The following is a 14,111-nucleotide window of genomic DNA, read 5'->3' on the forward strand; positions in this document are numbered from 1 at the left end:
CTTGGGTCGAGGCGGGCTCTCTTTTTATCGACTAAGCTCCCGGCCCAAGCCGGAAACGAGGAAGCCCGCCATGACCGTCGATGTCGCCGCCCGCCCTGGCCTTGAACTCAAAGGCGCCGTGGAAGGCCGCGCGGCCGAAGTGCTGACGCCGGAGGCCCAGGCCTTCCTCGTCGAGCTGCACACCCGCTTCAATCCCCGCCGCCTGGAACTGCTGGCCGCCCGCGCCACCCGCCAGAAGCGCTTCGACGCCGGCGAGCAGCCGGACTTCCTGGCGCAGACCAAGGCCGTGCGCGACGGCGACTGGAAGGTCGCGACCATCCCCGCCGACCTGCAGGACCGCCGGGTGGAGATCACCGGTCCGGTCGACCGCAAGATGATCATCAACGCGCTCAATTCCGGGGCCAAGGTGTTCATGGCCGACTTCGAGGACGCCTCGTCCCCCACCTGGCAGAACATGGTCGAGGGCCAGGTCAATCTGATGGACCGCTGGGCCGGCAAGATCGGCTTCACCGACGCCACGACGGGCAAGGCCTACGCCCTGAAAGACAAGGTCGCGACCCTGATGGTCCGCCCCCGCGGCTGGCACCTGCCCGAGGCTCACGCCCTGGTGAACGGCGAGGAGTTGAGCGGCGGCCTGTTCGACTTCGGCCTCTACTTCTTCCACAACGCCAAGGCCCAGATCGCCGCCGGCGCCACACCAGCCTTCTACCTGCCGAAGATGGAGAGCCATCTGGAGGCCCGCCTCTGGAACGATGTCTTCATCTACGCCCAGGATGCGCTGGGCGTGTCGCAAGGGACCATCAAGGTCACGGTGCTGATCGAGACCCTGCCCGCCGCCTTCGAGATGGACGAGATCCTCTACGAACTGCGCGAGCACATGGCGGGGCTCAACTGCGGCCGCTGGGACTACATCTTCTCCTACATCAAGCGCCTGGGCCGCCAGCCGCAGGCGCTCACCCCCGACCGCGCAGTCATGGGCATGGGTTCCGCCTTCCTGGCCGCCTATTCCCTGAAGCTGATCCAGACCTGCCACCGGCGCGGGGCCTTCGCCATGGGCGGCATGGCCGCGCAGATTCCGGTCAAGGGCGACGACGCCGCCAACCAGGCGGCCTTCGCCAAGGTCCGCGCCGACAAGGAGCGCGAGGCCAATAACGGCCACGACGGCACCTGGGTGGCCCACCCTGACCTGGTCCCCGTGGCCATGGAGGTCTTCGACCGGGTCATGCCAACCCCGAACCAGCTCGGCAAGATGCGCGAGGACGTGACGGTCACCCGCGAGGACCTGCTCAAGGTCCACGAGGGCGCGCGCACCGAGCACGGCCTGCGCGAGAACATCCGCGTCGGCGTCCAGTACATCGAGGCCTGGCTGCGCGGTAAGGGCGCGGTGCCGCTCTACAACCTGATGGAAGACGCCGCGACCGCCGAGATCAGCCGCGCCCAGATCTGGCAATGGATCAAGCAGGCCGCCACCCTGGACGACGGCCGCGTGGTCGACGAGGCCCTGTTCCGCGCCTTGCTGGACGAGGAGATGGCCGCGCTGAAGGCCACCCTCCCCGGCGGCGCCTTCGAGACCGGCCGCTTCGCCGAGGCCATCGCGATCTTCACCGAGATGAGCCTGTCGGAAGGGTTCGAGGAGTTCCTGACCCTGCCGGCCTACCGGGCGCTGTAGGCCGCTCCCAGATCCTCCCCAAGCGCGCAGCGCGGTTTGGGGGAGGTGGCGCGTCGCCCGCTTCGGCGACGTGACGGAGGGGGTTTGAAGCCCGCTGAAGCGAGTCAAAGTCCCCCTCAGTCAGCTTCGCTGACAGCTCCCCCAGAGGGGGAGCAACTTGGGGAGCCTATTCCGGCCAGAGTTCCTGGACGTCGCCCTTGCGGTTGAGAACCCGGACGGCGCGCTTGACCACGGTCAGCAGGCGCTCCTTGCGGGCGGTCTCGTCATAGGTCATGGCGCCCTTGGCCAAGCCCTCCAGCAGGAAGCGGCCGAGGTCGCGGCTGGTCTGGAAGCGGGGGTCCTCGCCGGCCGAGGCGAGCGCCAGGAACCGGTCGCCGACCTGGTTGTGGTCGAAGGCGCTCTGGGCGCCGGCCAGGCGCACGCGCAGCATCGGGTCGGTCCGCGCCGCGGACTCCAGCTCGCCGAAGGCCACGAAGGGCGTCTCGTGCAGCAGGGCCCAATAGGCGTCGATGGCGTGCTCGGCGGCGTCCACGCCGGGCGCCGGCGGCGCCGAGGCCGCCTGCTCGAACAGGCGCGCGCGCTCCACCTCGATAAAGGTCACGGCCGCCTCCACCAGCTCTTCGCGGCTGGCGAAATGATAGAGCATGGCGCCGCGCGTCAGGTTCGCGGCGTCGGCGATCATCGCATTGGTCGCGGCGTGGTAGCCGACCTCGGCGAACAGCCGCATGGCGGCGTCAAGGATGCGCGCTCGGGTCCGCCGAGATTTCGGCGTCTCCTTCGCAGGATAGGTTCGGGCGTCCATAGGACCTTGTTTGCGGAAGACCTGGGGAGGGTCGGCCTTACGGAATCCTTACGATGAAAGGCGGGGCGACAAAAGGGCCGACGTCGGTTTCATGAGACTGACACGCAATCAGCCTAGCGGATGGGCAATCGGCCGCATGCTTGAGGGCGATAGCCGAAAGTGGAAGCCGGTTTCGGCGGCCATCGCCCTCAAACTTTTCATGTTGGAGCCCGCTTGGGCTCCGGGGGACATCTATGGGTGATCCGGGAGTCCGCAGTTATCGGACCGTGTTCATTTCCGACATCCACCTGGGCACCAAGGGGTGCCAGGCGGAGCTGTTGCTGGATTTCATCCGCCACATCGAGTGCGATACCCTCTATCTCGTAGGTGACATCGTCGACGGCTGGAAGCTGCGCTCCGGGTGGCACTGGCCGCAAAGCCACAACGACGTGGTCCAGAAGATCCTGCGCATGGCGCGCAAGGGCGTGAAGGTCATCTATGTCCCCGGAAATCACGACGAGGGGGTGCGCGACTTCGTCGGCGTCCATTTCGGCGGGGTGATCGTGGCGCGAGACGCCATCCACGAGACCGCCGACGGCAAGCGCTTCCTGGTGGTGCACGGCGACGAGTTCGACGGGGTGGTGCAGCACGCCCGTTGGCTGGCCTTCGTGGGCGACTATTCCTACCGGCTGCTACTCACCGCCAACACCCTGTTCAATCGCGTCCGCCGCCGGCTGGGCTTCGGCTATTGGAGCTTCTCGGCCTTCCTCAAGACCCGGGTCAAGAACGCCCTTCAGTTCGTCGAGAACTTCGAGGCCGCGGTGGCCGACGAGGCCCGCCGCCGCGGGGTGGACGGGGTGATCTGCGGCCACATCCACAAGGCCGAGATGCGCGACATCGACGGCATCGCCTATATCAATGACGGCGACTGGGTGGAGAGCTGCTCGGCGCTGGTCGAGCATAACGATGGTCGGCTGGAGATCCTGGAGTGGGCCAAGCTGCGCTCCTGGTCGGCCATCGACCGCACGCGCCGCGCGCCGGAGGCGCGCCTCGCGGCCTGAACCGGTTCATTGACAGTGGAGCTGTTTTGACGACAGTGCGGCTGTCATGATCCCGCCCAACCGGTACACCTCCAACCTGCGCGATCGCCAGAAGCAGGCGACCCAGGACCAGATCATGCATGCGGTGGCCCGCAAGCTGGAATCCGGACCGCTGGAGGATCTCAGCTTCGCCGAGATCGCCGCGGAGGCGGAGGTGGGCGAGCGCACCGTCTATCGGCATTTCCCCACCAAGGAAGCGCTGCTGGGCGCCTTCTGGGCGTGGCTGCAGAGCCAGGCTCTGACCACCACCCGCCCGGCGACGCGCATCCGAGAGGCGATCACCGCGCCGCGGGTCGACGGCCAGAGGCCCATGCGCATCCTGCTGGTCACCGACGCCTGGGCGCCACAGGTGAACGGCGTGGTGCAGACCCTGTCGCGGGTGATCGCCGAGTTGAAGGTCCTGGGCCATTCGGTGGAGGTGATCAGCCCCGATCAGTTCAAGACCTTCCCGCTGCCGACCTATCCGGAGATCAAGGTCGCCATCGCGGCCCACGAGCCGGTGCAGGAGCGCTTCAAGGCCTTCGAGCCCGAGGCCATCCATATCGCCACCGAGGGGCCGCTGGGCCTGGCCGCCCGGCGCATCTGCGTGGAATGGAAGCTGCCGTTCACCACCAGCTACCACACCCGGTTCCCGGAATATGTCTCGGCCCGGCTGCCTTTGCCGTTGGCGGCGGGCTACGCCTACATGAAGTGGTTCCACAAGCCGTCGGGCCGGATGATGGTCACCACCCCGACCATGAAGGACGAGCTGGAACGCCACGGCTTCGGCAATATCTCGGTCTGGTCACGCGGGGTGGACACCGAGATGTTCCATCCCAAGCGTGCAGACGAACCCGACATCTTCGAGGGCCTGCCGCGCCCGATCTTCCTGTCGGTAGGCCGGGTGGCGGTGGAGAAGAACATCGAGGCCTTCCTGGGCCTCGACCTGCCCGGGACCAAGGTGGTGGTCGGCGACGGTCCGCAGCGCGAGGAGCTGATCGAGCGCTATCCCGAGGCGGTGTTCACCGGCGCCAAGTTTGGGGCGGAACTGGCCGCGCACTTCGCCTGCGCCGACGTCTTCGTCTTCCCTTCGCTCACCGACACCTTCGGCCTGGTGATCCTGGAGGCCATGGCCGCCGGAGTGCCGGTTGCCGCCTATCCCGCCCCCGGCCCCATCGACATCCTGCCGGGCTCCGGCGCCGGGGTCCTGGCCCACAGCGCCACCGAGGGGCTGCGCGAGGCCTGTCTGGAGGCGCTCAAGCTCGACAAAGCCGCGGTGCGCCAGTTCGCGGAAGGCTTCTCCTGGAAGGCCTGCGCCGAGGACTTCGTGAAGAACCTGCAGCCCTATCCGGAGCCGGAAAAGACCCGCTTCTGGCGCCGCCTGCGCAGGCTCACCCGCGTGCGTCGGCGCCGCGTAGAGGCGGCGGCGTAGCGATCCTCCCCACCGCGCAACGGGGTTTGGGGGAGATGGATCGTCGCCACCTCGCCTGCGGCCACGGCTCCCCCCAAGGGCAGGCATCTGGAGGCTTCGGATCTCCAAAAAGAAAACGCCGCGACCCTGGGGCCGCGGCGTTCCTGCTCTCCTCGAGCGGTCGGTCTTAGCTGGCTGGACGCGCCATCGGCGTCAGCTTCTGGGCGACGCCCTGCTGACCGGCGTGCTGGCCGGCGGGCAGCGCGATCAGGCCGCGTTGCGAGAGGTAGCCGCCACGGCCAGTGGCCGCGTCGGACACGTACTCGTTGACGAACTCCTGCAGGCCCTTGGTCACGCCGATGTTCGCCTTCTTGACGTAGATGTAGAGCGAGCGGGACAGCGGATAGGAACCGTCGGAGATCGTGGTGGGGGTCGGGCGGATGCCGTTGATCAGGCTACCCTTCACCTTGTCGCCGTTCTCTTCCAGGAACGAATAGCCGAACACGCCCAGCGCGCCCGGCGTCTTGGTCAAGGTCTGGACGATGGCGTTGTCGTTCTCGCCGGCGTCGACCCAATGATCCTTGCGCATCGGATCGACCAGTTGTTTGAACTTCTTCTCGTTGTTGGAGCGCAGTTCGTCGGCGGTCGGATACTTGCGCGCGCCTTCCTCGATGGCCAATTCGATCCAGGCGTCACGGGTGCCCGAGGTCGGCGGCGGGCCATAGACGAGGATGCGGTTGCCGGGCAGGCCGACGCCGATCTCGTCCCAGGTGGTGTAGGGGTTGGGGACGAACTTGCCGCCGCGAAGCACGGTGGCCGCGAGGCCCAGATACAGGTGCTCGCGCTTGAAGTTGTAGTCCGCGCCGTCCTTGTCCACCGCCACGACGATGCCGTCGAAGCCGATCTTGATCTGGACGATATCCTTCACGCCCTTGGCGGCGCAGGCGTCGAACTCCGACTTCTTCATCGGGCGCGAGGCGTTGGCGATGTCCGGATAGGCGTCGCCGGCGCCCGAGCAGAACAGCTTGATGCCGCCGCCGGTGCCCAGGCTCTCGACCTTGGGGGCCTTGTTGCCGGTCTTGCGGGCGAAGTTCTCGGCCACGCGGGTGGTGAAGGGGAAGACGGTCGAGGAACCGGCGGCCCAGACGTAGTCGCGCGCGGCGAAGGCGGGCGCGCTGGCGCCCAACATCGCGGTGGCCGCGGCGCAGGCGAGAAGCGCTTTCTTAGCCAGAAGCTTATTCACGGGATATCTCTCTTCGAAGAGGGAGCGAGGCGATCCCAGGGACCGCCCCGCGGAGGGATCTTAGAAATCGAACTGAGCGCGGAACTGCAGGGTCTTGGCGTCGACATCGGCGCCGACGGCCGCGTTGTCATTCTCCGAGACCGAGTAGTTGGCCATGAACCGGACGTAGGGGTGCGGGTACCAGTTGGCGCCGAGGGTCCAGGCCGAGTACTCGCCAGCGGTGGCGACGCCGGTGATGTCGGTGAGGTCGACGCTGTCGTAGCGGACGCCGAGTTCGACAGCCCCCATCCCGCCGCTGGTCATGGGATCAAGGATCTTGATGCGGTTGAACTCGCCCTTGTTGGCTTCGTAGCGGCGAGTCTCGCCGGTCACGAACCAGCTGCCGTAGAGATACCAGGCGCGGGCCTCGGCATCGAGATTGGCGGGACGCTGGATGTCGATGTTGGCCCATTCGCCTTGCACCGAGAACGGTCCGTGCACCCAGGCGCCTTCGAGGCCGATCATAGTGTCCTTGACGCCGATGGCGCCCGAGGTGACGTACTGCGCGCCGTAGTTGGTGTTGTTGCGCGCGCCGTAGCTGAAGTTGCCCTGGTCCTCGCGGTTACGCTGCCGGGCCCAGACGCCGAGGTGCACCTGATCGCTGTCGGTCATGATCGGGGCGTAGGTGGCGCGGCCGTTGAAGCCGAACACTTCCTTGGAGCCGGTGGCGGCGTTGGTCGCCACGTCGGCGGAATTGAGGCTGTCACCCGAGACGGCGCCGGCGACGGTCCAGTTCGGGCCGTTGGCCTTCACCTGGACGTTCATCACGCGGCCGATGCCGAGCACGTCGTTGAACGGACCGCGCTCCATGAAGGTGATGTAGCGCGAAGAGGTGATGTTCTCGAGCGACACGGTCTTGAAGTTGCCGGCCATGATCGAGATCGTGTCGGTCGGCTTGTACTCGAGGATCAGGTCCTCCCACTCCGAGCCGCCGCGCGTGAAATTGATCTCGGCCTTGTAGGCCCAGTTGGCGTTCCACGTGCCTTCGACGCCGAGGCGCGCGGTGCGCAGGCGGGTATTGCTGGCCTCGAAGTCGGCGCCCGTCTGGCGGTCGACGTCCTGGTAGACATAGTCGTTGTAAACGCGGCCGCGGACCTTGAAGGTCAGGCTGTCGTTCTGGAATTGCGGCGCGCCCTTCCAGGCGGTCGTAGTGTCTTGAGCCTGAGCGGCGGATGCGCCCATCAGGAGCACGCCAAGCGCCGCCCCGGCGCAGAGCGCGGTTTCGATTTTCATTATTAGGATCCTTGTAGAGCTATCCCCGTGGCCTCTTCAGGCTAGGGGCGGCTTAACGAGGTCCCGTGACAGTTCCGCCAAGTTTGGATGACGGTTGCGCGTCGCAACCGTGAAGCTCCTGATACGGATTTATGACAGCCGAGCCGTGACGGCGGCAGGACAAATGCCGCAATGGTCGGCGACGCGCCTAGAGCAGGCGTGAGCGGATGGTCTGGGACAGCAGGTCGATGATGCTGACCGCCACCACGATGACGATCGAGATCGCCGCCACCCGGCCGTAGGAGAAGCTGTTCAGGCTGTCGAACAGGATCTGGCCGATGCCGCCGGCGCCGATCAGGCCAAGCACCGTGGCCGCCCGGCTGTTGGATTCGAAGCGATAGAGCGCATAGGAGGTCCAAAGCGGGGCCACCTGGGGAATGACCCCCCAGACGATCTCCTGCAGGGGCGCAGCGCCGGTGGCGCGGACGCCCTCGACCGGGCCCTTGTCGATGGACTCCACCGCTTCCGAGAAAAGCTTGCCAAGCACCCCGCCGGTGTTGAGCGCCAGCGCCATGACCCCGGCGAAGGGACCCAGGCCCACGGCGACGACGAACATGGTGCCGATCACCAGGTCGGGAATCGACCGCAGGGCGTCCATCACGCGCCGGATGGGCATCTGGATATAGCCCGGCGTGACGTTGCGCGCGCCGAGCAGCCCCAGGGGGATGGCGATGATCACGGCGATCGCCGTGCCCCAGAGCGCGATCTGGACGGTCACCCACATCTGCACGACCAGCAGCCGCCAGTCGCTCCAGTCCGGCCGCATGAAGTCGTGGCCGAACTGGCGCATGTTCTCCGAATTCTGGAACAGCAACGGCAGCTTCGACATCTCGACCGGCCCGAAGCCGACGATGAGCATGGTGGCGATGCCGCCCCACAGCACCAGATCGAACACCCGCTGGCCCAGCGGGCGCACCGGCGGCTTCAAGAGATCGGGCGCGGTCGCGGTGACGGTCACAGGGCGATCCTACTGCGCGGCCGCGGGCTGGCCGGTCCTGGCCTCGAGCGCGGCGCGTTCGGCCCGGATGGCGTCCAGCGCCTTCTGGGCCTGCTCGGTCTTCACCTTGTCGCCCTTGTTGCGGGCCTCAAGCAGGGCCTCGGTCGCCTCCATCTCCTGGACCGGCAACAGGTGGGTGTCGTCGGCCGGCTTGAAGCCGCCGATGGAGAGCGCGTTCAGCAGCTTGCGCTGGCGTTCCGGCTCAGGCCCTTCCCCTTGCGCATAGGTCAGGAAGAACCGGCGCAGCTTTTCCTTCACCGCCGGGTCCAGGTCGCTGCGCCAGATGATCGGGTCCTCGGGCAGCTTGGGGCTTTCCCAGATCACCCGGACCTGTTCAGCGACGCCTGTGCCGCGCTCCTTCTGCAGGCGGATGGCGGTGGAGTTGTTGGTCGCCACGTCCAGCACGCCCTTGGCCACCGAGTAGAGGTTGGCCTGATGGTTGGCGGTCTTCACCGCCTTGAAGCACTTGGCCGGATCGATGTTGTTGGGCGCGAACAGATAGGTCATCGGCGCCAGCGTGCCGGAGGTCGACTTGGCGTCGCCGATCCCGAAGGTCAGGCTCTTGTCGCACTTGAGCACGTCTTCCAGCGTGGTCTTGCTGTCGGCGGGCACGATGATCACCGACTTGTAGCCATCGACGTTCGAGGGATCGAAGGTCCGCGCGAAGACCTCGCCGTTGGCGCGGCGCACCGCCTCCAGGCCCGAGAAGTTGGAAAACCACCCGGCGTCCACCTGCTTGAAACGCAGGGCCTCGATCAGGGCGGTGTAGTTCGACGCGAAGAACGGCTTCACCGGGATGCCGATCGACTTCTCCATGTCGGCCAGGATGGGCTTCCAGAAGGTCTCCATGCTGGTCGAGTTCTCGGTCGCCAGGATCGAGAAGTTGATCACATTGGGCTCGGCGCCGGGCGCCGGCGCGTCCGGCTTGCCGCAGGCCGAGAGCCCCAGTCCGGCGAGGCCGCTTGCGATGAGGAGGCGGCGGTCGATCATTTGGGGGCTCCTTCCCAGAAGACGTCTTCGAATTCCGGGCCGTAGATGTCGATCAGCCGGGTCTTGTCGAGGCCATCGGCGCCGCCGTCATAGACGATCTTGCCGGCCTTCAGCGCAACCACGCGGTCGCAGTAGCGCAGGGCGTAGTCGACCTGATGCAGGGTGACCACGACGGTCAGGCCGTCGACCCGGTTCAGGTCGCGCAGGATATCCATGACCTTGCGGGCCGAGACCGGATCGAGGGAGGCCACCGGCTCGTCGGCCAGGATGATCTTGGCCTTCTGGACCAGGGCGCGGGCGATGGCGCCGCGCTGCTGCTGGCCGCCGGACAGGGTGTTGGCGCGCTGGGCGGCGTACTCGGCCACGCCCACCCGGGCCAGGGCCGCCATGACCGCCGCCTGGGTCTCCTTCGGCCAGGCTCCGAACAGGCCGCGCGCGAAGGGGATTCGCCCCAGCGAGCCCAAGGCCACATTGGAAAACAGGGTCAGGCGGCCGACCAGGTTGAACTGCTGGAAGATGAAGCCGATCCGGATGCGCGCCTCGCGCACCTTCGAGGAGATCTTGCCGTCAGCCTGCACCGACTCGCCGAAGGCCTCGATCCGGCCCTCGCCGGGATCGATGGTCTGCAGTCCGCTGATCGAGCGCAGCAGGGTCGACTTGCCGGAACCCGACGGCCCGATCAGGGCGATCATCTCGCCCTTGCGTACATTGATGGATACCGAATCCAGGGCGCGCCGAGAACCGAAGCTCTTCGAGGCGTTCCGCACGGACAGAACCGCGGCGTCAGTCATGGATGGCGAAGCTTCCCCGGATCGGCGCACGCAGGTGTCGGAACGCGCCGACCACTGCTTCGGCTTCATGGCATGGCCGCTGGCGTGCGGTCCAGAGCGGGTTGCGGCCCAGAGGCCGGACCCATGAGAAAGGCGACTCGATACTCGTTCGTACCGACCATTCACTGAGGCGTTCGCGTTCCGCTAAAAAGGGTTCCCAGTTCGAGATTCAGTAATATGGTTAACGGGATCTTCACAGCCTTCGTTTCTCGCGCGCCCGCACAGCCGTCGATCTCTGGCGGAGGGCGGAACGGCAGTCGGTTACGAGACCTGAAGATTCGTCTCGTCGTGCGATCTGAGCGTTCGGAGGAGGTGGGCCATGAACAAACCGGTTTATCCGATTGTCGACGCCGAGCATCGAGCGCGTCCGTCCATTGCTGCGATCTATGCGGACAAACCTATCGAATATTTCGGTCGAGCGCGCCACGACGTCGTGAACCTGCTTACAACCGGCCCGAACGACGCGGTGATCGAACTTGGCTGTAGCGCGGGCGGGACCGGTCGAGCGGTCCTCGCCGCAGGTAAGGCCGGCCGCTATGTCGGCCTGGAATTGGGCGAGGAGGCCGCGTTTATCGCCGCTCAAACCCTGAGTGAAGTTCATGGGGGCGATGTGCAGGACATGGACCTGTCGCCGTTCGCCGGGCAGTTCGATGCGCTTGTGGCGAGCGAGGTCATGGAGCACCTCATCGATCCCTGGGCCGTCCTGAAGAGGCTCGCGACCTGCCTTAAGCCGGGCGGTCAAGTTGTCATCAGCGTCCCAAACGTCGCCCACTGGCATGTGATCCGGCAGTTACTGCTTGGCCGCTTCCGCTACCAGCCGTGCGGTGTGATGGATCAGACCCACCTCCGCTGGTTCACCCCCGAAGGCCTCCAGGACCTGCTCGAATCCGCCAACATCGAATTTGTCTCGCTCCAGCCCTTCAAGAAAATTAGCTGGAAGGCGCGTCTCGTGAATGCGCTCACCGGCGGACGGTTCGCGCATTTGTTCCTGATCCAGATCGTCGTCGTCGGACGTCTGCGGGCCTAGACTTCCGCCCCTTGGGCGAGTGCAAACCGGCTGTGGAAAAGGCGGAATCGCGCCCCCCGCGCAATCCCTGACGGGCCCAGGGTTTGGCGATGATTTGGCCGCACGAAAACAAACCTCTTTACATCGAGGTTCATCGCCCCTATTTCGCACCGCTCCGGCGGACCCGATGTCCTGAAAAGCGCTGCTAACGCCGGCTAGGTTCAACTGCCAATGGGGGTTACGTGAATTGCACACGTACCATACGCCCCTGGACCTGGTCCGTCAGCGGTCCCCGGAACGTCCTGTCGCAATAGCGCGACCGGACGCGGTGGCCGCAGCGGCGCGCTGGTTCCAGACGAATTTTCGAGGCGACGTTTTCTACGCGGTTAAGGCGAACCCTTCGCCATGGGTCATCGAGACCCTCGCCGCCAACGGCGTCACCTCCTTCGATGTGGCCTCGATCCCCGAGATCGAGCTGATCGCGCAGCATGCGCCGGGTTCCCGCATGGCCTTCATGCACCCGGTCAAGAGCCGCGCGGCGATCTCGGCCGCCTATTTCGATCACGGCGTTCGCACCTTCGCGCTGGATACGCACGAAGAGCTGGCCAAGATCGTCGAGGCGACCGGCGAGGCCAAGGACCTGAACCTCATCGTCCGCCTCGCGGTGGCCGCCGAGGGCGCGGCCTATTCGCTGTCCGGCAAGTTCGGTGTCGACGCCCATGAAGCGCCGGCCCTGCTGCTGGCCGCGCGGCGCGCGACCCAGGACCTGATGGGCGTCTCCTTCCATGTGGGCAGCCAGTGCATGCGGCCTACGGCATACCAGGCTGCGATGTCGCAGGCCTCGCGCGCCCTGGTCCGCGCCGGCGTGTTCGCCGACGTGGTCGACGTGGGCGGCGGCTTTCCCTCGGTCTATCCCGGCATGGTGCCGCCGGCGCTCGCCGACTACGTGGACTCCATCGACCGCGGCTTCGCCGAGATGATGGTCCACGAGACCACCGAGCTGTGGTGCGAACCCGGCCGGGCCCTGGTGGCCGAAGGCTCGTCCATCGTCACCAAGGTCGAACTCCGCAAGGGCGAGGCGCTCTATCTGAACGACGGGTCCTATGGCTCGCTGTTCGACGCCGCGCACGCCAAATGGCCCTTTCCGGTCAAGCTGCTCCGCAACGAGGGCGGCGAGGCGCGCGAGATCGAAGGCAATCTGAAGCCCTTCAAGTTCTGGGGCCCGACCTGCGACTCTCTTGACCACATGCCGGGCCCGTTCTGGCTGCCGGAAGACGTCCGCGAGGGCGACTATATCGAGATCGGCATGCTGGGCGCCTATGGCGTGGCCATGAACACCCGCTTCAACGGCTTCGGCGACGCCGAGATCGCCGAGGCCAAGGATGCGCCCATGGCCTCGATGTTCGGCCTGGCGCGGCGTTCGATCCCCCTGCCCAAGCAGGAGAGCCAGAACGTCGTGAAGCTGTCGCGCGCACGCAGCAAGAAGCGTCGGCGGAAATAAGCCGGGCACTTGAACGTTATTGGCGCGGCCGGTCGCTCCGTCCCGGCCGCGCCCTATTTCTTGGACGGGCGCTCAAACTCTCAAAGGATGCAGAGAATGAACGCTGACGTTCAGAAGACAAACCGCAAGGCCGAACTGCTGGCAAACACCGTCGAGCACGTGGCGATCGACCAGTACGACGCCCGTCCGATCATCGACGCCATGCGCAAGATGAGCTTCACCAGCCGCGACACGGCGCGGGCCGCCGACATCTGGTCGATGTCGCTGGAGGACAAGGACTGCTCGACCTGGCTGACCCTGGCGGGCTCCACCAGCGCCGGCGGCTGCATGCACATCTACCGTGACATGGTGAAGTACGGGATGATCGATACGATCGTCGCCACCGGCGCCTCCATCGTCGACATGGATTTCTTCGAGGCCCTGGGCTTCAAGCACTACCAGGCCCAGTCCAACGTCGACGACCGCGACCTGCGCGACCTCTATATCGACCGCATCTACGACACCTATATCGACGAGGAAGAGCTGCAGAACTGCGACGGCACGATCTACGAGATCTGCGAGCAGCTCGAGGCCCGCCCCTATTCGAGCCGCGAGTTCATCCACGAGATGGGCAAGTGGCTGGCGGCGGGCAACGCCAAGAAGCCCGACTCGCTGATCGAGGTGGCCTATCGCGAGGGCGTGCCGATCTTCTGCCCAGCCTTCGTGGATAGCTCGGCCGGCTTCGGCCTGGTCAAGCACCAGGTCGAGCGGATGAAGGCCAAGAAGCCCTACCTGACCATCGACGCGGTGGCCGACTTCCGCGAGCTGACCGACATCAAGCTGGCGGCGGGCACGACGGGCCTGTTCATGGTCGGCGGCGGGGTGCCCAAGAACTTCGCCCAGGACACCGTGGTCTGCGCCGAGATCCTGGGCCACGAGGCCGAGATGCATAAGTACGCCGTCCAGATCACCGTGGCCGACGTGCGCGATGGCGCCTGCTCGTCCTCGACGCTCAAGGAAGCCTGCTCCTGGGGCAAGGTCGACGTCACCTGGGAACAGATGGTGTTCGCCGAAGCCACCACAGTGGTGCCGCTGATCGCCTCTGACGCGTTCCACCGGGGTTCCTGGAAGAACCGCACCAAGCCCCGCTGGGCCAAGCTGTTCGACAAGACCGCCGCCTAGATCCGAAAAAGACGGCCGTCGCCCCTATCCCCGAGCAAAATCCGATTGCATCGGATTTTGCTCAAGACTCTTGGGTTTCGACCATTTTCTCCGCCGAACCGGCGGCCACTTCGGCGGAAAATGGTCTAGGGG

Annotated in this window: 12 protein-coding genes and 1 pseudogene; 7 read left to right on the forward strand and 6 right to left on the reverse strand. The window is 66.0% G+C overall.

What is annotated here, in order from left to right:
- Nucleotides 1–70 precede the first annotated feature (70 nt).
- The gene (gene aceB / locus M9M90_RS19150) at nt 71–1,669 is read left to right on the forward strand and encodes a malate synthase A (protein WP_254834831.1); all 1,599 of its coding nucleotides are present in this window, start codon (nt 71–73) and stop codon (nt 1,667–1,669) included.
- Nucleotides 1,670–1,835: 166 nt separating this feature from the next.
- Here the strand turns inward: aceB and M9M90_RS19155 are convergent, their stop codons facing one another.
- Nucleotides 1,836–2,471, reverse strand: a complete 636-nt coding sequence (locus tag M9M90_RS19155; protein ID WP_256549216.1) for a TetR/AcrR family transcriptional regulator — start codon at nt 2,469–2,471, stop codon at nt 1,836–1,838.
- Nucleotides 2,472–2,704: 233 nt separating this feature from the next.
- Here M9M90_RS19155 and M9M90_RS19160 point away from each other — a divergent pair, with 233 nt between their 5' ends.
- From M9M90_RS19160 to M9M90_RS19170, 3 genes and pseudogenes are all read left to right on the forward strand, one after another.
- Nucleotides 2,705–3,511 carry a UDP-2,3-diacylglucosamine diphosphatase gene (locus M9M90_RS19160; RefSeq protein ID WP_254834833.1) on the forward strand — a complete coding sequence of 269 codons (807 nt, stop codon included), beginning with the start codon at nt 2,705–2,707 and terminating at the stop codon, nt 3,509–3,511.
- 115 nt (nt 3,512–3,626) lie between these two features.
- A pseudogene (locus M9M90_RS21175) lies at nt 3,627–3,749 on the forward strand (TetR family transcriptional regulator); the annotation flags it as partial.
- Nucleotides 3,750–3,860: 111 nt separating this feature from the next.
- A complete protein-coding gene (locus M9M90_RS19170) occupies nt 3,861–4,961 on the forward strand; it encodes a glycosyltransferase family 1 protein (protein WP_254837165.1) in 1,101 nt (366 codons plus the stop codon).
- A gap of 166 nt (nt 4,962–5,127) precedes the next feature.
- Here the strand turns inward: M9M90_RS19170 and M9M90_RS19175 are convergent, their stop codons facing one another.
- The 5 genes from M9M90_RS19175 to phnC form a co-directional block, all read right to left on the reverse strand.
- Entirely contained in the window at nt 5,128–6,129 is a 1,002-nt protein-coding gene (locus tag M9M90_RS19175) for a substrate-binding domain-containing protein (protein ID WP_254837166.1), read from the reverse strand.
- A gap of 114 nt (nt 6,130–6,243) precedes the next feature.
- Nucleotides 6,244–7,455, reverse strand: a complete 1,212-nt coding sequence (locus M9M90_RS19180; RefSeq protein WP_254834834.1) for an OprO/OprP family phosphate-selective porin — start codon at nt 7,453–7,455, stop codon at nt 6,244–6,246.
- A 187-nt stretch (nt 7,456–7,642) separates the two neighbouring features.
- The gene (gene phnE, locus M9M90_RS19185; RefSeq protein WP_371876877.1) at nt 7,643–8,452 is read right to left on the reverse strand and encodes a phosphonate ABC transporter, permease protein PhnE; all 810 of its coding nucleotides are present in this window, start codon (nt 8,450–8,452) and stop codon (nt 7,643–7,645) included.
- Between the two features lie 9 nt (nt 8,453–8,461).
- Nucleotides 8,462–9,481 (reverse strand): phosphate/phosphite/phosphonate ABC transporter substrate-binding protein, encoded by a 1,020-nt coding sequence (gene phnD, locus M9M90_RS19190; RefSeq protein WP_254834835.1) that lies wholly within the window; start codon nt 9,479–9,481, stop codon nt 8,462–8,464.
- Nucleotides 9,478–10,272: a phosphonate ABC transporter ATP-binding protein gene (gene phnC, locus M9M90_RS19195; RefSeq protein WP_254834836.1), complete on the reverse strand. Its 795-nt coding sequence runs from the start codon at nt 10,270–10,272 to the stop codon at nt 9,478–9,480. The genes phnD and phnC overlap by 4 nt, the downstream gene beginning before the upstream one ends.
- A 358-nt stretch (nt 10,273–10,630) precedes the next feature.
- On the opposite strand from phnC, the gene M9M90_RS19200 reads away from it, so the two are divergent.
- The 3 genes from M9M90_RS19200 (at nt 10,631) to M9M90_RS19210 (ending at nt 13,979) form a co-directional block, all read left to right on the forward strand.
- Nucleotides 10,631–11,338, forward strand: coding sequence for a class I SAM-dependent methyltransferase (locus M9M90_RS19200; RefSeq protein ID WP_254834837.1), 708 nt, complete (start codon nt 10,631–10,633; stop codon nt 11,336–11,338).
- A gap of 226 nt (nt 11,339–11,564) precedes the next feature.
- A complete protein-coding gene (locus tag M9M90_RS19205; RefSeq protein ID WP_254834838.1) occupies nt 11,565–12,818 on the forward strand; it encodes a type III PLP-dependent enzyme in 1,254 nt (417 codons plus the stop codon).
- Nucleotides 12,819–12,905: 87 nt separating this feature from the next.
- Nucleotides 12,906–13,979, forward strand: a complete 1,074-nt coding sequence (locus M9M90_RS19210; RefSeq protein ID WP_254834839.1) for a deoxyhypusine synthase — start codon at nt 12,906–12,908, stop codon at nt 13,977–13,979.
- The last annotated feature ends 132 nt before the right edge of the window (nt 13,980–14,111 follow it).

Origin of the sequence: Phenylobacterium sp. LH3H17, from assembly GCF_024298925.1 — a bacterium.
Taxonomy (GTDB): Bacteria; Pseudomonadota; Alphaproteobacteria; order Caulobacterales; family Caulobacteraceae; genus Phenylobacterium.

Bases quoted from the DNA above. Each gene is read 5' to 3' on its own strand.
- aceB (WP_254834831.1), top strand. From the start codon at position 71: ATGACCGTCGATGTCGCCGCCCGCCCTGGCCTTGAACTCAAAGGCGCC.
- M9M90_RS19155 (WP_256549216.1), bottom strand. From the start codon at position 2,471: ATGGACGCCCGAACCTATCCTGCGAAGGAGACGCCGAAATCTCGGCGG.
- M9M90_RS19160 (WP_254834833.1), top strand. From the start codon at position 2,705: ATGGGTGATCCGGGAGTCCGCAGTTATCGGACCGTGTTCATTTCCGAC.
- M9M90_RS19170 (WP_254837165.1), top strand. From the start codon at position 3,861: ATGCGCATCCTGCTGGTCACCGACGCCTGGGCGCCACAGGTGAACGGC.
- M9M90_RS19175 (WP_254837166.1), bottom strand. From the start codon at position 6,129: ATGTTGGGCGCCAGCGCGCCCGCCTTCGCCGCGCGCGACTACGTCTGG.
- M9M90_RS19180 (WP_254834834.1), bottom strand. From the start codon at position 7,455: ATGAAAATCGAAACCGCGCTCTGCGCCGGGGCGGCGCTTGGCGTGCTC.
- phnD (WP_254834835.1), bottom strand. From the start codon at position 9,481: ATGATCGACCGCCGCCTCCTCATCGCAAGCGGCCTCGCCGGACTGGGG.
- phnC (WP_254834836.1), bottom strand. From the start codon at position 10,272: ATGACTGACGCCGCGGTTCTGTCCGTGCGGAACGCCTCGAAGAGCTTC.
- M9M90_RS19200 (WP_254834837.1), top strand. From the start codon at position 10,631: ATGAACAAACCGGTTTATCCGATTGTCGACGCCGAGCATCGAGCGCGT.
- M9M90_RS19210 (WP_254834839.1), top strand. From the start codon at position 12,906: ATGCAGAGAATGAACGCTGACGTTCAGAAGACAAACCGCAAGGCCGAA.